Origin of the sequence: Gracilimonas sediminicola, from assembly GCF_024320785.1 — a bacterium.
Lineage (GTDB): Bacteria > Bacteroidota > Rhodothermia > Balneolales > Balneolaceae > Gracilimonas > Gracilimonas sediminicola.
The window spans coordinates 650,239-672,257 of record NZ_JANDBC010000002.1 but is presented as its reverse complement, the minus strand read 5'-3'; the positions used below and the strand labels follow the sequence as shown (position 1 = coordinate 672,257).

17 protein-coding genes are annotated in these 22,019 nt (G+C 43.7%); 12 read left to right on the top strand and 5 right to left on the bottom strand.

Features of this window, described 5'->3' with window-relative positions; genetic code table 11:
• The first annotated feature begins 333 nt into the window (after positions 1-333).
• Positions 334-1,335 carry a potassium channel beta subunit family protein gene (locus NM125_RS12780; RefSeq protein WP_255135338.1) on the top strand — a complete coding sequence of 334 codons (1,002 nt, stop codon included), beginning with the start codon at positions 334-336 and terminating at the stop codon, positions 1,333-1,335.
• A 201-nt stretch (positions 1,336-1,536) separates the two neighbouring features.
• On the opposite strand, the gene NM125_RS12775 is transcribed toward NM125_RS12780, so the two are convergent.
• On the bottom strand, positions 1,537-1,893 hold the full coding sequence (locus NM125_RS12775) for a DUF3127 domain-containing protein (protein ID WP_255135337.1): 357 nt from the start codon (positions 1,891-1,893) through the stop codon (positions 1,537-1,539).
• 482 nt (positions 1,894-2,375) lie between these two features.
• Here NM125_RS12775 and hemA point away from each other — a divergent pair, with 482 nt between their 5' ends.
• From hemA to NM125_RS12730, 9 genes are all read left to right on the top strand, one after another.
• Positions 2,376-3,554, top strand: a complete 1,179-nt coding sequence (gene hemA / locus NM125_RS12770; protein ID WP_255135336.1) for a glutamyl-tRNA reductase — start codon at positions 2,376-2,378, stop codon at positions 3,552-3,554.
• Positions 3,544-4,446 (top strand): hydroxymethylbilane synthase, encoded by a 903-nt coding sequence (hemC, locus tag NM125_RS12765; RefSeq protein ID WP_255135335.1) that lies wholly within the window; start codon positions 3,544-3,546, stop codon positions 4,444-4,446. Before hemA ends, hemC begins: the two co-directional genes overlap by 11 nt.
• Positions 4,439-5,128 carry a uroporphyrinogen-III synthase gene (locus NM125_RS12760; protein WP_255135334.1) on the top strand — a complete coding sequence of 230 codons (690 nt, stop codon included), beginning with the start codon at positions 4,439-4,441 and terminating at the stop codon, positions 5,126-5,128. The genes hemC and NM125_RS12760 overlap by 8 nt, the downstream gene beginning before the upstream one ends.
• A gap of 2 nt (positions 5,129-5,130) precedes the next feature.
• The gene (hemE, locus tag NM125_RS12755; protein WP_255135333.1) at positions 5,131-6,162 is read left to right on the top strand and encodes a uroporphyrinogen decarboxylase; all 1,032 of its coding nucleotides are present in this window, start codon (positions 5,131-5,133) and stop codon (positions 6,160-6,162) included.
• 163 nt (positions 6,163-6,325) lie between these two features.
• Entirely contained in the window at positions 6,326-7,255 is a 930-nt protein-coding gene (gene hemF / locus NM125_RS12750) for an oxygen-dependent coproporphyrinogen oxidase (protein WP_255135332.1), read from the top strand.
• Between the two features lie 71 nt (positions 7,256-7,326).
• Entirely contained in the window at positions 7,327-8,307 is a 981-nt protein-coding gene (hemB, locus tag NM125_RS12745; protein ID WP_255135331.1) for a porphobilinogen synthase, read from the top strand.
• Between the two features lie 193 nt (positions 8,308-8,500).
• Positions 8,501-9,796 carry a glutamate-1-semialdehyde 2,1-aminomutase gene (gene hemL / locus NM125_RS12740; protein ID WP_255135329.1) on the top strand — a complete coding sequence of 432 codons (1,296 nt, stop codon included), beginning with the start codon at positions 8,501-8,503 and terminating at the stop codon, positions 9,794-9,796.
• An 84-nt stretch (positions 9,797-9,880) separates the two neighbouring features.
• Complete coding sequence (locus NM125_RS12735) at positions 9,881-10,321, top strand: SRPBCC family protein (RefSeq protein WP_255135328.1); 441 nt, start codon at positions 9,881-9,883, stop codon at positions 10,319-10,321.
• Between the two features lie 76 nt (positions 10,322-10,397).
• Positions 10,398-11,342, top strand: coding sequence for an NHL repeat-containing protein (locus NM125_RS12730; protein ID WP_255135327.1), 945 nt, complete (start codon positions 10,398-10,400; stop codon positions 11,340-11,342).
• 34 nt (positions 11,343-11,376) lie between these two features.
• On the opposite strand, the gene NM125_RS12725 is transcribed toward NM125_RS12730, so the two are convergent.
• From NM125_RS12725 to NM125_RS12710, 4 genes are all read right to left on the bottom strand, one after another.
• On the bottom strand, positions 11,377-11,487 hold the full coding sequence (locus tag NM125_RS12725) for a Smr/MutS family protein (protein ID WP_255135326.1): 111 nt from the start codon (positions 11,485-11,487) through the stop codon (positions 11,377-11,379).
• A gap of 29 nt (positions 11,488-11,516) precedes the next feature.
• On the bottom strand, positions 11,517-15,416 hold the full coding sequence (locus NM125_RS12720; protein WP_255135325.1) for a hypothetical protein: 3,900 nt from the start codon (positions 15,414-15,416) through the stop codon (positions 11,517-11,519).
• A gap of 171 nt (positions 15,417-15,587) precedes the next feature.
• Complete coding sequence (locus NM125_RS12715; RefSeq protein WP_255135324.1) at positions 15,588-17,996, bottom strand: endonuclease MutS2; 2,409 nt, start codon at positions 17,994-17,996, stop codon at positions 15,588-15,590.
• A 238-nt stretch (positions 17,997-18,234) separates the two neighbouring features.
• A complete protein-coding gene (locus NM125_RS12710; RefSeq protein WP_255135323.1) occupies positions 18,235-20,232 on the bottom strand; it encodes a TonB-dependent receptor plug domain-containing protein in 1,998 nt (665 codons plus the stop codon).
• 184 nt (positions 20,233-20,416) lie between these two features.
• Between NM125_RS12710 and NM125_RS12705 the strand changes: the two genes are divergently transcribed.
• Both NM125_RS12705 and NM125_RS12700 read left to right on the top strand, forming a co-directional pair.
• Positions 20,417-21,202: a PhzF family phenazine biosynthesis protein gene (locus NM125_RS12705; protein WP_255135322.1), complete on the top strand. Its 786-nt coding sequence runs from the start codon at positions 20,417-20,419 to the stop codon at positions 21,200-21,202.
• The gene (locus tag NM125_RS12700; RefSeq protein ID WP_255135321.1) at positions 21,195-22,007 is read left to right on the top strand and encodes a sulfite exporter TauE/SafE family protein; all 813 of its coding nucleotides are present in this window, start codon (positions 21,195-21,197) and stop codon (positions 22,005-22,007) included. The genes NM125_RS12705 and NM125_RS12700 overlap by 8 nt, the downstream gene beginning before the upstream one ends.
• Positions 22,008-22,019: the final 12 nt, after the last annotated feature.

Here is a 22,019-nt window from a genome sequence, read left to right as displayed (position 1 = left end):
AATGGAAGGAAAGAGATAAAATTACTTGTAGAAGGGCTTTTGTTTCAAGTAACTCCAATCAATATACGGCAGAGGTGCCCGGCTGACCAAATCTGTTTTACTTTTGTTATTCAATGGTTTCTTATAGGTAAGTAATAACAGGTAATACTATATTTATAGCTGCTGAGATGTAGGTAATATGATGCTCACTATATAGATATCAGCCGTTCATTTTAATCTGAAATCGCTATTCTGTTCTTCACTACTTTTTCGGAATACGCAGAACGCATTACAGTTATGAGCTGTTAACACATTGAATCACTGAAAAGAAAAATTAAATCAGAAATACAGGTTATGGAATACAGGTTTTTAGGAAGATCAGGACTTAAAGTATCAGCGCTGTCATTTGGATCGTGGGTTACTTTTGGCGAACAGGTGGATACAGATCTCGCCTACAATCAAATGAAAACGGCTTATGATGCCGGCGTGAATTTCTTTGATAATGCTGAGGCGTATGAGATGGGGAAGTCGGAAACCATTATGGGACAGGTTATCAAAAAAGCTGAATGGAAACGGTCGGATCTGGTGCTTTCAACCAAAATATTCTGGGGCGGCGAAGGTGAAAACGATCAGGGCTTGTCATTTAAGCATATTAAAGAGGGAACAGAAGCTTCCCTGAGGCGACTACAAACGGATTATGTAGATCTCATTTTTTGCCACCGCCCCGACAAGTTCACCCCGGTGGAAGAAACCGTTTGGGCTATGAATCAAATGATTAACGAAGGCAAGGCCCTATACTGGGGAACCAGCGAGTGGAGTGCCGATCAAATCCGCAAAGCCTACGATTTTGCCCGGGAGAATCATTTACGTCCACCGCTGATGGAGCAGCCGGAATACAACATGTTCAAGCGGGATAAGGTGGAGAAAGAATTTTCAGCCCTGTATGAAGATATTGGATTGGGGACTACCATTTGGAGTCCGCTGGCCAGTGGCTTGCTCACCGGAAAGTACAATGATGGAATCCCGGAAGGTTCGCGACTGGATTTGGAAAAGTACAGCTGGCTCCGAAAAAAGCTGCTTGAAAGCGAAGAGGGAAAAGCCAAGCTTAGAAAAGTAGCTAACCTGGCAGCTGTATCTGATGAAATAGGCGTTCCGATGCCTCAACTTGCACTGGCATGGTGCCTGAACAATGAGAATGTCAGCACTGTAATTACCGGGGCTTCTACTGTGGAACAGGTGGAGCAAAACATGAAAACCATGGACATCCTCGATAAGGTAGATGAGGAAGTGATGGGTAAAATTGAGGAAATCCTGGACAACAAGCCAAAGGAAGATATCGACTGGAGACGGAATTAAACCGAGTCATTTAAAAGCTCAATACACGTTTTGGTAAATACTACACAGATATGCGGTGAAAAAGAGGCTGTACTATCGTTATTTAATAGTGTATTGAGTTATGGGTATCAATTCTGAAAGTAGCTTTTCAAAGGTTGATCCAACGGCCACCGCTTGTGAGGGCGGTGGTTTTTTTGTTGGGCAAGTAACTTCCTATTTCGGCTAAAACGGCAGGTCGTCATCCAGGTCCATTTCCTGATTGCCTTCGCGGGTTAAACCGGGGGCACTTGGCGGGGCCTGCACATCACCCTGGGCTTTTTCAACTTTCCAGGCCTTTACGTCGGTGTACCAATTCCCTTTATATTCCCGGCTTTGGATGTCAATGGAAACAGTGACTTCATCTCCTTTATTAACCGCCTGCTGATCGATGTTATCACCCCATTGTGTAATACACACCTGCTTGGGGTACTGCCCTTTGGTTTCGAGAATAAAATCTCTTTTTCTCCATGGACCATTTTTCCCCTGACCTGATTGCTCATCTAATATTTGTGTGACTTTTCCTGTTAACTGAAGATCCATAAAAAACGCTTATTTAATATTTTTGAAGAAGAGAGAATATAGTCATTGAGCTATTTAACATCGAGTTGGGATGTTGATGTTTAGATATTAGCTGCACCAACCATCACGGGCATCCATCAGGCTATCCGGGAATAATGTTGAAAAAAGAGTGCGTACAGATTCCGGCCATACAAACAGAAACCAGACCCCAAAACCAATCCCACCAAGGCGTCCTCTTTCCCTCCCAAAGGGAAAGAGACAGAGATAGGGTTCTGGTGTAGAGGGAAAACTATTGCTTATCAGGGAAATAAAGAATTTGAATTAATTCTAAACAGAAAGAGGCTTATCTTTGGCACGCTTTCATGAAATGTGAAGATCAAAATCAGCTTATACATCTATTCAGGAGCGTTTTTAAAGTTATGTGAATCATTTTCTTCACATAATCTTCACATTCAGAAACTACTTTGTCATTCAATGTGCCGGAAATTTTTTAGAAGCTATTTATGAGGTTTAGTGCAATAGGAATTTCTCACTGGAAAAGTGAGGTCTCTATTCGTGAATTATTTTATTTAGACAATCATCGCAGGGAGCTTTTGGATTTTCACACCAAAGATATTCCCGGAGGTGTGATGATGCTGGATACCTGTAACCGGACCGAGCTATATGCTTTTTGTGATTCGGAGGTGTTGATTTCTGCGCTTTGCAAATCAACCAATACCGATCGCAAGTTTTTTAAAGAGCACGGGTATGTTTATGAAGAAGAGGATGCCTACAATCATTTGTATAAGGTAGGCACGGGGCTCGATTCCCAGGTTTTGGGAGATGTGCAGATCATCCAGCAGGTTAAGCAGGCCTATAAAAAATCTAAAGACCAGCTTTCCGGTGAATTTCACCAGCTGGTACAATCCGTTTTCCGAGCACACAAAAGAAGCCGTACTGAAACCGATTTCGGCCGAGGTACGGCTTCTGTGGGTTTTGCCGCCACCCAGCATGCCCTTGATCACTTTAAGGACCTGAGCTCTATCAACATCCTGTTGGTGGGAGCCGGGAAAATGGGTAAGGTTTCCTGTAAAAACCTGGTTTCCAATGGTGCAGAACACATTTCTGTGGTGAACCGAACCATCGACAGGGCCAAAGAGCTGGCTTCCACATTCGACATAAAAGCTCATGCATTTTCAGAGCTGGATGAAGAAATCAAAAAAGCGGATCTCATCATTGCCGCTACCGGCGCTAATAAACCCATCTTGCTCCCGGAGCATTTTAAAGGGGTTGAGAGATCCCAGCTGGTACTTGATTTAAGCGTGCCACGGAATGTAGAGCCGGCCGTGGGTGAATTAGAGCAAGTTACGCTGGTTGATATGGATTCCATTCATGAAGACAACCAAAAGGCGCTGGAAAAGAGAGAGAATGCCATTCCAAAAATCAAGGAAATCATAGAGGAAGAAAAAGCAGATTTTCTCAAAGGTGTAAAACGCTCCAGGTATCTGTTACCCCGCATCAAAGAAATTGATCACCGCTTAAGTGATATTACCGATGCGGAACTGGACCGCGTAAAACATAAGATGGATGACGACTCTTATGCGAAGATGGAAGAAGTGACCCGCCGCATCAAAAAGAAAATCATGGCCATTCATATAGATCGAATCGACAAAGAATTCGAGAAGGCACAAAATGAAGCTTAAAATCGGTACCCGAAAAAGTACACTCGCTCTTTGGCAGGCAGAATTAGTCAGCAAAAAGCTGAACGCCCTTGATGTGCAAACACAGCTGGTGGAAATTGAATCGTTTGGCGACAAAGAGCAGGATATTCCCATTCACAAACTGGGCGATAAAGGAGTTTTTACCAAGGCTCTGGATGATGCACTTATTAAAGGAGAGGTGGATCTTGCGGTGCATTCTCTGAAAGATGTACCCACCGTATTGCTGAATGACCTCGATTTGGTTTCGGTACTGGAAAGAGGCAATCCCCGCGATGTACTGGTGAAGCCCAAAGAGGAAAAAGAAAATACCCGGCGAACGATCGCAACCGGGAGCATACGCCGGACCGCCTTCTGGAAAAATCGTTTTCCGGGAGATGAAGTAGTTGGCCTGAGAGGAAATGTACCAACCCGCCTACAAAAAGTGGATGACAACGATTGGTACGGAGCGGTATTTGCCTATGCCGGTTTGGAGCGTATTGGTTTTGAAAACAGGATCAGCGAGGTATTGGATTGGATGATCCCGGCGCCATCGCAGGGAGCCGTTGGAGTAGTAGCGAGAAAAGATACCACCCATCGGGAATTATTTAATAAGCTGAATCACAACGAGACACGGATTTGTGTAGATATTGAACGGGCGTTTTTGAATGAACTGGAAGCGGGGTGTTCATCACCGGTTGGGGCTCATGCCTACATCAAAAAAGATATGCTTTACTTCACAGGAGCGGTGTTAGCTCTGGATGGTTCACGACGAATGGATGTAGAACGGGAAATTCCGGTTTCAGAAGCAACGGCTGAAAAAGGGCATCAATGGGCTGATTTATTGAAGAATGACGGAGCGGTTGAATTATTAACCCACCGAAATTCCAATGATTAACCAAAACAAGCCCAGAATTTTATTCACCACACGGCTTAAAAAGCAAAGGTTGGCAGCCTTGCAGTCGTCCGGCTTCTCAGTGGAGAGCGTGCCCTTTATAACCTTCGAGTATGTGATCCCCGCCATGTGGATTAGCCAGCTTCCCGACCAAACCGATGCGTGGATATTTACCAGCAAGAAAGCAGTAAAAGCTATCAAGCCGGCCTTTAAAGACCTGGAAGTACCCGAACACATTTTTGCCGTAGGTTCTAAAACTGCTGAGATGCTGGAGGAACTGAATCTTGAAGTTACCATTCCGGACGAGTACAATGTTGTCGCTCTCGCTGAAAAGATGAAAGAGCTTGAACTAACAAACGTGACTCATTTCTGCGGAAATTTAAAAGCCGGAGACTTAAATAAACTGCTGGGCGAGGATGTAAACCTTACTTCCGTGGAAGTTTACCGAACTAAACTGGCTCCTCATACCTTAAATATTTCCAACTACGACGGCATTGTTTTTATGAGCCCAAGCGCGGTGGAGTCATTTTCTGAACGGAATGAGATAAACGGAACGGCTAAAGTTTTTTGTATTGGACCTACCACAGAGGCCGCAGCTGAAGAAGTAGGCTTTGAAAATTGTATCACCCCGGAATACTCTACTCTGGACGACCTGACTGAATCCATTCAAAATTATTTTAACTGATCATGAATTTTCCTGAACTGAAGAACCGATTACTGCTGGATGTACTTGAAGGCAATGAAACTGAACGTCCACCGGTATGGATGATGCGTCAGGCCGGGCGATACCTTCCGGAATACATGGAGATTAAAAAGAAGTACGGCTTTTTTGAGCGGGTTAAAACCCCGGAACTGGCTTGTGAAATCACCATTCAGCCCATCGATATTGTAGGCACCGATGCAGCCATCCTTTTTTCCGATATCCTGGTTTTGATTGAATGCCTGGATGTGGAAGTACAGTTGAAGCCGGGTTTTGGTCCTTACCTGCCGGAACCAATCCGAACAGTGGAGCAGGTGGAAAACCTGAACATCATTCCGGCAGAGGAACAACTGAGCTATGTGTACGATGCACTGTCGCTCACCCGAAAAACGCTGGACGGCCGTGTTCCCTTAATCGGTTTCGCCGGCGCCCCGTGGACGCTCTTCTGTTACCTGGTTGAAGGGCAGGGTTCAAAAACCTTCTCTACAGCAAAATCCTTTTTGTTCTCACAACCGGAGGCTGCTCAAAAGTTGCTGGAAGTGATGACGGACCAAACCATTCAATACTTGCATCATCAGGTGAAAGCCGGGGCACAAGTGCTTCAGGTGTTTGAATCGTGGGCGGCCGCACTGGGCCCGGATGATTTCCGGAAATTAGCCCTGCCGCACTTGCAGCGTATTGCCAAAGAAGACTATGGCGTGCCGTTAATTATGTTTTGCAAGGATGCAGAATGGAGCTACCCTTATTTTGTAGATACGAATGTATCTGGTTTTGGAATAGGCTGGGGATGCACCCCCGAACATGCCCGCGAATTTGCCGGTGATAAGGTAGTTCAGGGAAATTTTGATCCGTCCAAATTATTAATGAGCCCCGATAAAATCGAAGCCGAAGCAACAGAGATGATGAAAAGGTTCGGCAAAGGAAATTACATCGCGAATTTGGGGCATGGCATTTTGCCAAACGTCCCGGTCGAAAATGCCAAACGATTCGTAGATACGGTTAAGGATTTTAGATATTGAAAAATTGGTTCCGACGCAGAACGATCAGAACCAGAGAAGAATTACCGGTTTTAATCGTAAGGGCAATTCATGAATTGCCCTTACGATGAGTGAATGCAAAATGAATGTCTAAATAAGCAGAGACACAAGATTTTGTGTCACTACCTATTGTAAAATTGATATTATGCCAGATTTGAAATCCAAAAAAGAAGAATTCAGCCGGTTCGTTAAGGATGTGCAACAGCACATCTGTGATGAATTAGAGGCTGTGGATGGAACCCAAAAATTCCGTATTGAGGATTGGGAGCGGGAAGGATTTGGAGGAGGCAGCACGCGCATTATTTCCGGTGGCGATGTGATAGAAAAAGGCGGGGTGAATGTGTCGGCCGTGGGCGGTCCTCTGCCGGAAGCGATGCAAAAGAAATTTGAGGTACCTGAATCCGAGTTTTTTGCCACGGGAGTCTCACTGGTAATACATCCCCAAAACCCCTTTGTGCCCACTGTTCACGCCAACTACCGGTATTTTGAACTGTATGATAAAGACACCGGAGAGCTGAAAGATCAGTGGTTTGGCGGCGGGGCCGACATGACGCCCTATTACCTGTTTCCGGAGGATGCAAAACATTTTCACCAGGTTCATAAAGAAGTATGCGACCGGTTCAGCCCGGAGTATTATTCTGACTTTAAAGCTGAATGTGATGCCTATTTCTACAATCATCACCGGGAGGAAGCCCGTGGAATCGGCGGACTGTTTTTTGATTATCAGCGCCCGGATAAGAACCGTTCTGCAGATGATTTATTCGAGTTTTGTAAGGCGGCCGGCTTTGCCTTCACCGATGCCTACGTTCCGATCATGAAAAAGCGGAAGGATGATGAGTTTAGCCAGGAACACCGGGACTGGCAGGAAATCCGCCGTGGCCGTTATGTGGAATTTAATTTAATTCACGATCGCGGTACCTTATTCGGGCTGAAGACCAAAGGCCGGATTGAATCTATTTTGATGAGCCTGCCGCCGAAAGTACAGTGGGTGTACGATCATCATCCGGAGCCGGGCAGCCCCGAAGCCGAGCTGGTGGAACACCTGAAACCCATTGATTGGATTAATTATAGCTAAGTGAAAGGGGAAAAGTGAAAAGACAAACGTAATTTTCACTTTTGCCTTTTCACTTTCACAAGCAAAGAAACATGAAATACCCAAAAACGCGATTACGACGAAACCGGCAATCAGATGCCATCCGTGAGATGGTGCAGGAAAACCGTTTACATCCATCCGATTTTATTGCTCCCATTTTCATCATGGAAGGAGAGAACAAGAAAGAAGAAATCCCGAGCATGCCGGAATATTTTCGTTATTCGCTGGACTTGCTGAAGGATGAACTGGATGAACTGGTGGAAGTTGGGATTCAGTCGGTATTGTTATTTGTGAAGGTTCCGGACGAAAGGAAAGACAATAAAGGCACCGAGGCTTTAAACGATGACGGACTGATGCAAGAATCAGTTCGGTTCATCAAAAAGCATTACCCGGATTTGTTGGTTATGACCGATGTGGCGATGGACCCGTATTCCTCATACGGACATGATGGCATAGTGGAAGATGGCGAGATTGTGAATGACCCTTCGGTGGAGGTGCTGGCACAGATGGCCGTCAGTCATGCCAAAGCCGGAGCTGATATGGTGGCGCCTTCCGACATGATGGATGGACGGATTGGAGCTATGCGTGAAGCACTGGATGAAGCAGGTTTCGAAAACACCGGTATTATGGCGTACAGTGCAAAATATGCATCTTCTTACTACGGTCCGTTTCGTGATGCCCTGGATTCTGCACCTGGATTTGGAGACAAGAAAACCTATCAGATGAATCCTGCTAATGTGGACGAAGCCCTGCGTGAAGTAGAGCTGGATATTCAGGAAGGAGCCGATATTGTCATGGTGAAGCCCGGAATGCCGTACCTGGATGTGGTGCGGGCCGTAAAGCAGAATTTCAACATTCCGGTTTCGGTGTATAACGTTTCCGGAGAATATGCAATGATTAAAGCAGCTGCTGAAAAAGGCTGGCTCAATGAAGAAGAGGCCATGATGGAAGCACTTTTAGGATTCAAAAGAGCCGGCGCTGATTTGATTGCCACTTATTTTGCGAAGGCTGCTGCCCGTATTATTCATAAATAGTGATTGTGAATTTTTCATGATTTTAGGTGTGGGAAGGGAAGCTGGAGCTTCCGGGCAGTTGTTGCGAAGCAGGAGCTTCACAACGAGAAGAAGCGAGAAGAAAAATCACCGCAGGGGCAATTCACGAATTGCCCCTGCGGTGGTGGAATTTGGTTGAGGCACAAAAGAAATTTTTTAATTGATAAACAGAAATATGGATTACCCAAAGAGCAAAGAACTTTACGAACGAGCATCAAAAGTGATTCCCGGCGGAGTAAATTCTCCGGTGCGGGCTTTTAACAGTGTGGGCGGAACCCCCTTGTTTATCACCCGCGCTCAGGGATCGTATCTCTGGGATGAGGAAGGGAATCGTTATATCGATCTCATCAGTTCGTGGGGACCAATGCTGTTGGGTCATGCTGAGCCGGATGTTATCAAAGCAGTTCAGCAAACTGCAGAAAACTCGACTTCTTTCGGAGCACCAACCCGACTGGAAGTTGAAATGGCGGAGCTGATTACCAGCTCTGTTCCGGGAGTAGATAAAATCCGGATGGTAAATTCAGGAACCGAAGCTACCATGAGTGCCATTCGTGTTGCTCGTGGATATACCGGGAAAAATAAGATCATTAAGTTTAAAGGAAACTATCATGGCCATGGTGATTCCTTTTTGATTGAAGCAGGAAGCGGTGCCCTCACCATGGGCGAGCCGAGCAGCCCGGGTGTTACGGAAGGAACAGCCAAAGACACATTGAACGCAGAGTACAACAACCTGGATTCCGTAAAAAAACTGGTGGAGGCCAATAAGGATGACATGGCTGCGATCATCCTGGAACCCATTGCCGGAAATATGGGATGTATTCCTCCTAATGAAGGATTCCTGGAAGGATTGCGAGCACTTTGTGATGAACACAACATTGTACTGATTTTTGATGAAGTGATGACCGGTTTTCGTGTGGATTTCCAGGGTGCCCAGAAAGTGTACGGCGTAACTGCCGATATGGTCACCTATGGTAAAATCATCGGGGCCGGTTTACCGGTGGGAGCCTATGGCGGAAAAGAAGAAATCATGGATTATGTGGCACCGACAGGGCCGGTTTATCAGGCAGGTACTTTGTCCGGAAATCCGCTGGCGATGGCGGCCGGATTTACTCTTCTGAAGAAGCTGAAAGATCACCCGGAAGTGTATGACGAGCTGGAGAAGAAATCACAGGTATTAGCTACAGGCATCACCAAAATACTTGAAGAGTACGACATTCCTCACGCGATGAACCGGGTAGGCTCCATGATCGGGGTGTTCTACTGTGAAGGTCCGGTTGAGACTTTCGACGACGCCAACCGCACCGACAAGGAACTGTTTGGTAAGATCTTTCATGGCATGCTGAAGCGAGGCGTTCATTTGCCTCCGTCTCCCTTTGAGGCTTTCTTTCTGGCTAATTCGCTGACAACAGATGATCTCAGCTTTATATTGACTGCTTTTGAGGAGACGATTTCAGAGATAAAATCTGCTTAACAGGTTGCCGGAAATGGGTTCCCTCTTGCACTTAATTTCCATTCTATTAACTTAGCTTTATCCATTCACAAACCGGATAAGGCTATGAGCACCATCACAGTTACCAAACGGATACATGCTCCCAAGGAACTCGTTTTTAAAACGGTTTCAGATATAAAGAACTTTTCCAACGCGGTTCCTGATATTACAAACGTAGAGTTTTTGACAGAACAGGAATACGGAGTGGGAACCAAATTCAGGGAAACCCGGGATATGAACGGGCGGAAAGCTTCTACAGAACTTGAGGTGACTGAACTGGTCGAAAACGCTCACATTCGGATAGTCTCGGATACGATGGGCACGGTATGGGATTCGCTATTCACCGTCGAAAAGAAAGAAGACGGAACGGAGCTCACGCTGATCATGGATGCCAAAGCGTATAAACTCATGTCAAAAATTATCAACCCTTTTATGAAAGGCATGATGAAAAAAGCGCTCGAGAAAGATATGGTCGCTGTAAAAAATTATTGCGAATCGAATAATTAGCCGATCTCCTGCAACCCGACTCACACCTGATCGTTCTATCATGAACTCTGAAAACACTAAAACGATTAATGGGTTTATGAAGAAATTTCTCTATTTCCTGCCACTGCTGTTGCTGCTGCTGTTGAATACAAGAATTGCATCCGCACATCCCTGGGGCGGGTTGGTTATCGATCAACAGGGTAATATTTACTTCACCTTTATTTGTCCTTTCGTGGATGAAGATCACTACGCCTGTGTCTGGCAAATAGATGATCAGCAGAACCTAAAGCAAGTACTGGAATCCTCTTATTCTCCCAGCGACATCATCCTTTCGCGAAGCCCGGACCGGGTGATTTATGGCGCAGAAAGGAATAATGCCGCGGGTGGTTTTCAGGCAAGGCTATGGAGGGTTAATGGTTCAGGGAATGAACTCATCATTAATCCTACTACAAATGAAGATGTTTTTTTCATTCAGGCCTATGCCGTAGCTGAAGATGGCATGGTTTACTTTGCCCGGGAGAACCGCCTGTTTGAGCGGAGTGATGGTGGGGAGGTAACCGAAATTGAATTGCCATCAGACATTGATCGCATTGATGACCTCGCGTGGGGATTGAATAACAAGCTGTACATTCTGGACAGGGAAAGTATAAAGGTGATGGAAGAAGATGGTTCGGTTTCGGTGTTGGCTACCGGACTGAAAGAAGAAAACCCGGAAAACATCCCGTTCTCCGGGGCTAATATCCTGTTCGATTTTACAGTGGATAAAACCGGGAATGTGTATCTGGCGTACTATGGTAATCGAAGAGTATTGAAGGTAAGTCCGGCTGGAGAAGTATCTGTATTTCTGGAATCGGAGGGGCCGTGGTCACCCCATGGAGTAGATGTTTTTAATGGGGAGGTGTATGTGCTGGAGTCAACGTTTGGAACTTCGAAGTGGTGGGAGTTTTGGGAGGATGATGTAATTATTCCTCGTGTTCGTAAGGTGGATGCGAATGGAGGTGTATACACTGTTCTTGAATATAGATCGGACCGGGAGGAATAAACTCGATTTAGAAGAGCGGTAACAAACCGGAGCCCTACTTCAACTCCACGATCGTACAACCAGCCCCGCCACGCTCAATAGGTGCCGTTTCCACATTCTTGACATCTTTACGGGTGTTGAGGTCATAGATAGGTGTCTGTATCATTTCATAGTGTATCTAGCGATGTTCAAACTTCAATCAAGCCTTCCATACATTTCTTCATGTCTGAGATTCTCTAATTTGATTTGCTTATCAAGTGACTCAATTTTAAACTTAGCCCATTCTTGAACCGTAATTAGTTTATGATCAGATAGTTGTTTTACTAATTTTTTTACTCGCTCATAATATTTTGCAATGTTTCCAACCCATGATACTCCACTAAGATTTGCTCCTACCTCAGCCATGAATTCTTCATCTTTACCAAATGTGTCAATCATTAATGATGCAAATGGATGCCATTCAAAGGTTACAATTCCATCCCTTTCTATTTTTTTCATACAGGGCATAATGTAAGCCATTCTTTTTGCTCCTTTTTCAGGATTTGCTTTGCACCAAGCTAAGATAGTTGGATAATCTTTTTCATCAATATTTGAAAATAGTATACCCTCATTAGTATCCTTATCATTTTTAGACTGGAGAGTAAGCATTAATTGAAAGAAGCCTGAGCTATTTAAAAGTGCTTCTGCAAATTTAGTCCAGACCTTTTCAAAATAGTGTTGGAATAGAAGACCAAAAACATTTCTTTCGTAGTGATCAAAAATATGATGCCGTGAATCTTCTGAGGCTTCTATTAATTGCTCCAATATCTGAACAGCAAATTCTTCTTCGTTCTTCTCCTTCAAGATAAGTCCAACCACTTCGGACCACTTATAACTGTCGTGAGAAAACTCAGATTCAATCAGAGCGATATTTACAGAAGTGAGCCATTTTTTAACCTCTTCTTTATATTCTGGAATGATGTCTTTACCAAAATCTGTATGCATGTAAAGAATATTCAATCCAACTACGTATCCATTTTTATCAATCTCACCTAATCTATTTCCCAGCCATAGTATCGTTTCTATTCCCAAATGTTTTAATTGCATTCCATATTGGAACCGATTGAATTCTTTTACCTCCAATGAACCAGACTTAGATAATTGGAGTATTTTTTTTAGGGAGTTCTTATCAGGAGTTCCCAGCCCCGTCAAATACAGAGCTTCATTGTTGAGTGTTTCTGATATTGTGAGATCAATTATACTTTCTTTGTTTTCTCTTGATAGAGTTGTGTACAAACCTCCAAGAAACTCAATGCTTCTATTGTTTTCAGGTAAATCCTTATAATACTGAATCCCTTTTTCTAAATATTCAATTGCAGTCTTAGCTTCTAATCTATCTCCAATTTCTTTCCCAAACTGAAAACCTAATCTTGGACGGTCAATTAATAATTGATCAAAATAATCAGTAGGATTTTCACCTTGTTCTAAAAAATAATCTGAAAATCTTTTCAGATTAGTAATCGCTAGATCTTCATAGGTATTCTTCCCTCCCTTGTTAATTTTTTTATGTTCGTAAGGAGGTTTAACTACTCTTAAGTCAATAAGTCGAGCAACGTCATTTGTTGGCTCAAGTCTTTTGATAATTTTTTCAACTTCTATAATATCATCACCTTCAACAAGCTTATATGAGATTAACCTTTTAAGATGTTGAATGCCGTTAATCCACACAAAATCAGTTTTCATAGCTTCGGCTCTTGAAACTATTTTCTCTAAATCTTCCCATCTTTTCAATCTTACCAAAGATCTGATTTTTGTTTCTACTTCATTAAGAGCTTCTTTTTGTAATTCAGAATTATCATCAAATATTTTAGCCCATAATGTTATTAAGATTTCCCAGTAATTACTTATTTCATCAGATGTTTCTGGTCGGTAGTCTTTTAAAACTTTTGTACCCTGTTTATTTGCGGATCCTGCGCGACTAAAATGATCATACTCAAGTCCTGTCCCTATAGCCCTAAGTATTAATTTATGATAATCCTCTTGCTCTAAAAGTTTTACTAATAAACTACTTCTTTTTTCTAAATTCGCTTCGGTACCGGGTAAATAAAGGTGGAAAAGTTGAAGAAATTGACCGGTAGCGTTATTTCCGTAACTTTCATTTTCTGCTAGTGCTAGTTTAGCTAAAATTGTAGCAGATTTATTAAATGTTTCCTCTCTAAAAACTAATTTCTCAAGAGCCCATACTATATTTCTTCTACCTTCTCCAAATTCGTTCTTAAGTTCTTCAATTGTAAACGTTGAGAGTGTTTTATCTAATCCTTTCACACAAGCATTGGGGTTCACTTCTACAACTGAGCGGAAGAGGCGTGAACCCAGCTCTGTATTTAAAACTTCCGCTTTAACAAAAGGGCGGTTGACTCCCCAATATTTCTCAATTAGTACTCTAGATCGTTCGATCTGATCTAAACTTTTTAGACGTTCGCAAAACTCAACAATTAAATTTGATTCTTCCAGACTGGTTATAAGATCATCTACACGAGTGGGCGGAAATCTTTTAAGCCAATCAGCAGCAAGATTGACTGCTAATATCTCAGGTCTAATAGAGTAATTTAATCCACGTCTATCAATGATTTTTCTTTTTTCTTTAAATTCATTTTTAGCAATATCATGAAATCGATCAATAGTAATGTCAGTATTTAAAACGTCATTAATTACCGTTTCAGTTTTTTTATGAAAACTTTCTTTATCAATTTCATCTATTTCTTCATACTCATCATCTATGAATGGGAAACGCCTAAAAATGGATATTCCTTTTGCAACTGCTAAAAGATCGGAATTTTGAAAATCATCAATTACCTCATTTCCAGAAAGTAGTTTTTTTACAATCCCATTTTTGAATTCTTTCTCTTCTAATTCTAATGAGACTACTTTTATGTCTTTTTCTTGTATGTGATTTAGAATCGCGTTTGCAAAAAAAGGATACCCTTCACAAATAGACAAAATTTCTTCGAATTCAGATTTGTCAAACCTATCCTTTATTGGTGCCAAAATAGCGCTACATGTATCTTCTTGTGTAGACTGATCTATAAATATGACATCATTGCTATTATTTTCTAGGTCATTATCTATGGTAATTAGGTTTATATAATCACAGAATTTCCTAACGTGAGAAGTAAAAGAATTATGAGAGTCTAGCGGGCAGTTGTCTATAACTAAAATCCCTGCATATGATTTATGATTCATTAAAAAAGAATAGACTTCTTCTTCATTAGAATTGTTAAAATCTAAGTAGCAAAATGCACTATTGAATATGTTTTTATCCTCTTTATTGCTGTCTCTAAAACACTCTCCGACGAATCTCGTTTTTCCAATACCAGAGTAACCCACAATTCGTGCACATTTGTTTTCTTTTAATAAAGAAAACAACTCATTTCTTATTTCAATTAATTGATCTGCCCAATAAAAGTCTACATTAAAAATTGTGTCATCATATCTCTCTAGAAAGTGGTCCCAAGGTAAAAATGATCTAATGTTTAACCTTCCACGAAACCTATCTATTATTTTTACTGCAGATATGTGTTCATTTGCCCATTTTGCGATATAATTAGAATCATATACTCTTATTTGACTTTCATCTATATCGATTTCATGATTCTCTACCTTTGATTTTATTGCGTTTATCCGCGCATTGACTTCTTCTTCTATTTTTTTCTCTCTATTCTCAATACCTATTTTAGCTCCAAGATTATATCCCATAAAAAGGATATAACAACCACCTCCCTGAATAACCTCTCTTACTTGTGATTTTAATTCATTAGAAGTAGTAACTATTTCATTTGCACATTCAACTGTAGTAAGAGAAGAGGCCTTAGATTGAAAAAAACATTTATTATTAGGTAAGTATTCAGTCGTATTACCATTAAATATAATTCTACCATCCTCACCGCCATCTGCAACTGTAATTTTTACAGTTGGTACATAATGGTCTTTAACCTCTAAATTATTCTTAAAGACCTCAGATTTTAGTAAATGGTTTAGTAGCTCGACAAGTTGTGTTGAACTTAGTTGATCAATATCATTAGGGCTAACTTGATTGAGCTTATGTATATTCTCCATAGAGATTCTATTTAAATAGCTGATTCTTCTGAATGTATTATTCAAATTTGGGAAAAGCTATTTTTATAGAAAAAGACTCAAACAGAAATATTTAGTTTTGAGTAAGAACTGATCTAGGGGAATAAAAGAACCTTGTTTATTAAGACACAAAACCAGAATTAATTTGGGATCCTATTTCAACTCCACAATGGTGCATCCAGACCCGCCACGTTCAATAGGTGCCGTTTCCACACTTTTCACATCTTTACGCGTATTGAGATAAGACTGGATTTGGCTGCGTAAAATCCCGTCGCCCTTCCCGTGGATGATTTCCACATGATTCATATTCCGGTATACCGCCCGGTCGATATATTGAGTCACTTCGTGTAAGGCATCCTCTGTTCGCATTCCCCGCACTTCGATAGATGGCTTCACCATTTCGGTAGTCAGGCTGTTATCGCCTACCATGATGGAAGAACGGGCTTTGGATTTCTTCTTTTTCTGTTTTTCTACCTTTACCAGGTTTTTGTATTTGGTTTTAAGGCGGAGTCCACCTGCCTGAACCACCGCGTTGTTACCATTAATCTCCACCAATTCTCCCGTCGTATTTCCATCTTTGAACCGAACATGGTCACCTTTTTGGGGCGGATCGTCGGTTACCTGTTCGCGCTCTTCTTTCCGGTCTTCTATTTCTTCCAGAGAACGATTTATATCCTCTTTCTCCTGATCTACTTCTTTGCGGATTTCCTTGATCTCATCCTTATCGGCCTTGTTTTGCTCGACGATCTTCTGAACTGCCTGCTCCACACGTTGGTTGGCAGAATCCATAATCGACTTGGCTTCTTTCAGGGCCTTCTCACGGATTTTCTCTTTGTCTTTCTCGATAGCCTGAATCTTGTTCTCATACTTTTTGCGCTCCGATTCCGCTTTATCCTGCAACCTGGAGTACTTCTCTTTTAAGTCGGCAGCCTGCTGAGATTTGGTTTCCAGCTCGGTAATCAGAGATTCCATCTTGTCTTTGGCTTCACCCAGAAGCACGCGCGATCGCTCCAGCACTTTCTTATCCAGGTTCATCCGCTCCGCAATTTCAAAAGCATAACTGCTGCCGGGAATTCCTTTCTTGAATTTATAGGTGGGGGAAAGGGTAGCCTGATCAAATTCCATAGAGCCATTCACGGCTTTGGGATGTTCGTGAGCAAATACCTTCAGCGAGCCGTGATGCGTCGTTACAATGATTTTGCCATTTCGATCCAGCAGCTTCTCAATAAACGACTGAAATAAGGCTCCGCCTTCTTCAGGGTCGGTTCCGGCAGCTGCTTCATCAATAAGTACCAGGCTTCCGGGCTCAAATTCTTCTAAGGTTTCCCGCATCCATTTTAAGCGGGATGAGAAGGTGCTCAGATCATTCTCTATGGATTGATCATCACCGAGATCCACAAAAAGCCCGGAGAAAATGGGAATTTCGGATGTGGGATCGGCAGGTACGCCATAACCGGATTGTATCATCAGCGCCAGCAGCCCTACGGTTTTCATGGCTACGGATTTTCCCCCGGCATTAGGACCGGTAATCATCAGGCACTGCTCGTCTTCCTCAAGGCGCAGAAAAAGCGGGATGATGGTTTCCTTTTCTTCTTTCTTTTTTGCGCTCAGATTCTTGAGCCGGAGAATAGGATTGTAAGCCTCCTTAACGCTCAAATACTGATTTTTGGCTATGATGGGAATTTCCCCGTCCAGCTTTTGAGTGAGTTTGGCTTTGGCAAAAACCACATCAATTTCGGCCAGGAAAGAAAGATTCTGGTCAATGTATTCTGAGTTATTATTCACGTGGCGTGTCAGCTCTTTCAGGATGCGCTCAATTTCACGCTGTTCTTCAGCCTCAAACTGCCGGATTTCATTATTCAGGTTCAGTGCTTCTACCGGTTCAATGTAAACCGTTTGACCGCTGGCCGAAACATCATGCACAAAGCCCTGGATCTTTCGCTTAAATTCAGCCTGAATTGGAATTACCATTCGCCCGTTACGGATTGTAGGCCCTTCATCCGATGCCATGCCATCCTTGCTGGCATCTTTCATCGATCGGTTTATGGTGGTCCGTAAATCTGACTTCCGTTTGTTTAATTTCTTTCGAATGGCTCGTAATTCCGGGCTGGCATTGTCACGCAGTTCTCCGTGTTCAGAAATTTTTTCTTTGATGCTCTTTTCAAGTTCCTTCATCGGAATGAGCCCTTCCGAAAGCTTCGACATCCGGGGCAGTTGATCAGACCGCGACTTAAAAAAACTTTTTACCTGTCGCGACATAGCCGAGATTTTCAGAATATCCACAAATGCAGGGAGGGGGATAATACTTCCCTCAGCCTTTGCGGCACCGAGGTAATCCCGGACTTCGGGAAATTCCCCCAAAGGGAAGGGGTCGGCTGAGGCAATCACTTCCAACATCTCTTTGGTTTGTTCGGTCAGCAATTCCACCCGCTGTGGGTTGGATGTGGGAGAAAGAGCCTCCATCAGCTCCTCCGAACGCACCGATTGGGTTAGTTCAAGGGTCGCATACCGGATTTGGTCGAAACCGAGCTTTTCTAAAAGAGTGTCAGGGTAAAGTTTCATTCAGGAGTTTAGTTGCCTTTAATTAGCCCAACAAAGATAAGGGGAATATGGTTGTATATCGAAGTTGAATTGGGGAAGAGAATTAGAGGTGAGAGAGGTTTGTGTAACTAATGAGAGAGATAAGACATGGAGTTGGAAGCCGGAGCTTCCCATGTTCGTCCCCAAGCAGGGGCTTGGGGACGAGAGAAGCAGGGGGCTTGGGGACGAGAGAAGGGTAGATAAATACAGTAAGGTGAATTTACATGGAGTATTTGATACCGCCGAGAACCCAGCGTCCGGGCATGGGAGCTCCCAGAATCTCCTGGTACTGTGTATCTGTGAGGTTCAGCACTTCCATATAGACCTTAAAACGATCGCCGAACAAGGTGTATCCCACATTCAGATTCGTGATAAAATATTGATCCGGTACTTCCGCATTAATCAGTTCTGCCGACTCTTCGGAGCGCACGTTAAAGGACGACTGGGAGTTTACGGAAAACGATCCGGCCTGAAGACTGAGATCCAGGCTTGCCTGATGCTCGGGGTGATTGGCAATATATCTTGATACGGTATTTTGATCACTGGTGGTATTGATGTAGGTATAGCCAAGCTGCGAGCGAAGGGTGCTATTGGATGCAAACTTTTGAGTGAATGCTGAAAGCAGTTCTACTCCGGTTACATCACTTTCAGAGATGTTGGATGCATAGAAGTATTCGGCATCTGCCATCAGGTTATCGGCATTGTCTATCTGATTTGAGTTAGTCAGGCTGTAATCAATCAGGTTAGAGGAACTGCGGTAAAAGAAAGTGGGAGAAAACCGAAGCTGGGCAACCGGAGTCCAGTCAAAGCCAACATCAAAAGAGGTGGATTCTTCAGGGAGTAAATCCGGGTTTCCTACATTTCTTCCGGGAGTCAGGTTTGGAATTTGGTGAGAAATATATCGCTCGGTGAAATCACCTTCCCGGATGGCCCGTCCTACAGACGAACGCAGTACAATAGAGCCCAGATCAAATGAAGCACTAACCTGAGGAAGAAAGCTCAAATCACTGATAGGGTTGAACTGTAACCGCAGGCTGGAGGTCATGCTGAGGCCGAAATCAAAGTTCATGGTGTGGATGCCATACACTCCCCACGATGTATTTCCGTGGTTACCTCTGTCGGTACTCTCGATTTCTTTATTCAGCACTTGAGCACCGGCCATAAACCGCATGTACCTCAGAGAAGAAGAAAGAGTATTCAGCTGATCGGTATTTAATTCGTATTGGTGAGATCCGTTTACATAAAAAGCCCCGGTCTGATGTACGTTGGCCGGTGACAATGCGGAATTAAAGTCGAATACATCCTCAACATCGCGATAGGAAGCTGTAAGCTCGGAACGATGAGCACCATTTTCATAAGTCAGTTCGGTAAGGGCCCATCGGCTTTCAATTTGCTCTTCCGATTCGTCGTAAATACTGCGGGTATAAAAATAACGAGCATTGAATTCGCGATTCTCCACACCTCCTCGGGTGTACCAGGTCCATTTGTCATTCAGCTTCACCGACATAGCCGACGAAAGGTTGGTGATGTCAAAATAAGAATTAAAAGTTTCGGCAGTGGATACGCCCTCATCAAAGCCGGGATTACGGAAAGACTCTCCGTCCGATTGTGCTGTTCGGAAGGAAGTGTTGAACCGCCAGTTCTTCCTGGCAACGCCAACGCTTGCATCCAGGATTTGCAGGTTGTGTTCACCGGCTGCCACATCCACGTTCGTGCGGGTTTGCAGGCTCTCCGGGGCTTCCGAATCTTTCATTAAGTAGGCTTTGGTCTTAATATGAACCACTCCGCCAACGGCATCGGCACCGAAAGAGGTGCTGGCCGGTCCGCGAATCAGTTCAATTTGCCCAATCTCGGATAAAGCTACCGGAATATTGGTGTTGAAATGAGCGGTCAAGGGGTCGTTAAGGGGCACGTTGTCAAGCATAAAAAGCACTTGGGAAAAGGTACTTCCTCTCACGCCCACATCGGTTTGTACTCCAAAACCGGCACGTGCATTAATATTGATACCGGGGAGACTGCGTAAAAGATCATCTACCGACTGCACCGGCATATTCTGAATATCAGTCTGTGTGATGACGGCAACACTTTTCCCACTTTCGGATATAGTGGTAGTGATGCGTGAGGCTGTTACATCAATGGAGTCAAGTTCAGCAGTTAGCTGCCCAAAAGCAGGAAAGGTTATAATAAATGAAAGAACAATAGAGGTTAAGATTCTCATAGGTCTATTTAATTGAATAGTATTTTGGGGTCCTCAGGAAAACGATCAAAGATAATAAAGGAGCATCTGTAAAGACGAATCAGAAAGACATTTAATTTATTTTTCGTGAGATTGAAGCAATGAAACCAATGGTTTACTTACTCCATGATTGCCCCTACATTAATGGAAACAAAAGACTAAGACTATGAAGTTACCGCTATATCAGGTTGATGCCTTCACGAACAAACTTTTTAATGGAAATCCGGCAGCGATTGTGCCGTTAACGGAGTGGCTTTCAGACGAGCTAATGCAGCAGATTGCCGCGGAAAATAACCTTTCAGAAACCGCCTTTTTTGTTGAAGAGGGTGATGGGTATCGCCTTAGGTGGTTCACTCCGGCTGTTGAGGTCGATTTATGCGGACATGCCACACTGGCGACGGCTCATATTTTGTTTGAAGAGCTGGGGTATGATAAAGACGAAATCATATTCAAAACGCGAAGTGGACTGCTGACTGTAAAGAAAGAGAACGGCCAGCTGTCGATGAACTTTCCTGCCGTGGAACCGGAACAAGCCGAAGGCCCGGCTATCCTGTTTCAGGCGCTTGGTATTGAGCGGACTTCAAACGTTTATAAGTCGGATGACTATATGATTGTGCTGGATTCTGAAGAAGAAGTAGCCAATCTTCAGCCCGATTTTCGCATGCTTAACGAAGTTGATGCCCGGGGGATTATCGTGACGGCTCCCGGAGACAAGGTCGATTTCGTTTCCCGGTTTTTTGCCCCCCAGTCTGGCATTGATGAAGACCCCGTAACCGGTTCAGCTCATACCAAAACAACACCGTACTGGAGTCGCGAACTGGGGAAAACGGAGATGAAAGCCCGCCAGATTTCAGAAAGAGGAGGTGACCTGACTTGTCGGCTCAAAGGTGACCGGGTTGATATTTTGGGGCAGGCGGTAACCTATCTGAAAGGGGAGATTTTCCTTGGTTGAGATTTTGATTCTATTGGCATTGGGACTGGCTGCGGGAGTGCTGGCCGGACTTTTAGGTATTGGAGGGGGAATCATTTTCACCCCGGTGCTTTTCTTTTTATTTGAAGCTGAAGGGGTAGAGAACCCGGTACTTTGGACGGTGGCATCCGGCTTGTTCTGCACGTTTGTGGCTGCTTCCGGAAGCACCATTCGGCAATATGTTCAGAAGCATGTTTTTTGGCTGGAGGGAATCAAACTGGGAGCGTTGGGAGCCGTGGGTGTGTACATCGGGAAACTGCTGATCACTTCACCATATTACAGTCGCACCGAATTCGTGATATTTTTCAGCTGTATGCTGATTTATGTGGCTTTTATGATGTTCCGCCGTGGCAGCGATAAAGAGAATGAGTACGACCGGGAGTACACCCGTATGGGACTTAAGGAAACATCGATTACCGGCGGGTTAGGTGGATTTGTAGCTGCTTTAGCCGGAGTTGGCGGCGGCGGGATTATGGTTCCCATCATGAACCTGTTTTACAAACAACCCTTTCGCAAAGCGGTAAGCGTTTCTCATTTGGCGATGATTATTATGGTGACCTCCGGTTGGTTGCAGCTGGCTTTTGAGCCCGGAGCCATTTCAGGGATAACGGAATTCTCTGTGGGTTATGTGGATTTCGGGGCGGCATTACCTCTTTCTCTTGGAGGATTAGCCGGTGGATTTGGTGGCGCTTTCCTGAATCACAAAATAAACCGTACATACCTGCAATGGGGATTTGCAGTACTTGCCGTGGCCATGGCCGGCCGGTTGATTTGGGGAGTTCTGTAGCTATATTCGGAA

Bases quoted from the DNA above. Each gene is read 5' to 3' on its own strand.
- NM125_RS12780 (WP_255135338.1), top strand. From the start codon at position 334: ATGGAATACAGGTTTTTAGGAAGATCAGGACTTAAAGTATCAGCGCTG.
- NM125_RS12775 (WP_255135337.1), bottom strand. From the start codon at position 1,893: ATGGATCTTCAGTTAACAGGAAAAGTCACACAAATATTAGATGAGCAA.
- hemA (WP_255135336.1), top strand. From the start codon at position 2,376: ATGAGGTTTAGTGCAATAGGAATTTCTCACTGGAAAAGTGAGGTCTCT.
- hemC (WP_255135335.1), top strand. From the start codon at position 3,544: ATGAAGCTTAAAATCGGTACCCGAAAAAGTACACTCGCTCTTTGGCAG.
- NM125_RS12760 (WP_255135334.1), top strand. From the start codon at position 4,439: ATGATTAACCAAAACAAGCCCAGAATTTTATTCACCACACGGCTTAAA.
- hemE (WP_255135333.1), top strand. From the start codon at position 5,131: ATGAATTTTCCTGAACTGAAGAACCGATTACTGCTGGATGTACTTGAA.
- hemF (WP_255135332.1), top strand. From the start codon at position 6,326: ATGCCAGATTTGAAATCCAAAAAAGAAGAATTCAGCCGGTTCGTTAAG.
- hemB (WP_255135331.1), top strand. From the start codon at position 7,327: ATGAAATACCCAAAAACGCGATTACGACGAAACCGGCAATCAGATGCC.
- hemL (WP_255135329.1), top strand. From the start codon at position 8,501: ATGGATTACCCAAAGAGCAAAGAACTTTACGAACGAGCATCAAAAGTG.
- NM125_RS12735 (WP_255135328.1), top strand. From the start codon at position 9,881: ATGAGCACCATCACAGTTACCAAACGGATACATGCTCCCAAGGAACTC.
- NM125_RS12730 (WP_255135327.1), top strand. From the start codon at position 10,398: ATGAAGAAATTTCTCTATTTCCTGCCACTGCTGTTGCTGCTGCTGTTG.
- NM125_RS12725 (WP_255135326.1), bottom strand. From the start codon at position 11,487: ATGATACAGACACCTATCTATGACCTCAACACCCGTAAAGATGTCAAG.
- NM125_RS12720 (WP_255135325.1), bottom strand. From the start codon at position 15,416: ATGGAGAATATACATAAGCTCAATCAAGTTAGCCCTAATGATATTGAT.
- NM125_RS12715 (WP_255135324.1), bottom strand. From the start codon at position 17,996: ATGAAACTTTACCCTGACACTCTTTTAGAAAAGCTCGGTTTCGACCAA.
- NM125_RS12710 (WP_255135323.1), bottom strand. From the start codon at position 20,232: ATGAGAATCTTAACCTCTATTGTTCTTTCATTTATTATAACCTTTCCT.
- NM125_RS12705 (WP_255135322.1), top strand. From the start codon at position 20,417: ATGAAGTTACCGCTATATCAGGTTGATGCCTTCACGAACAAACTTTTT.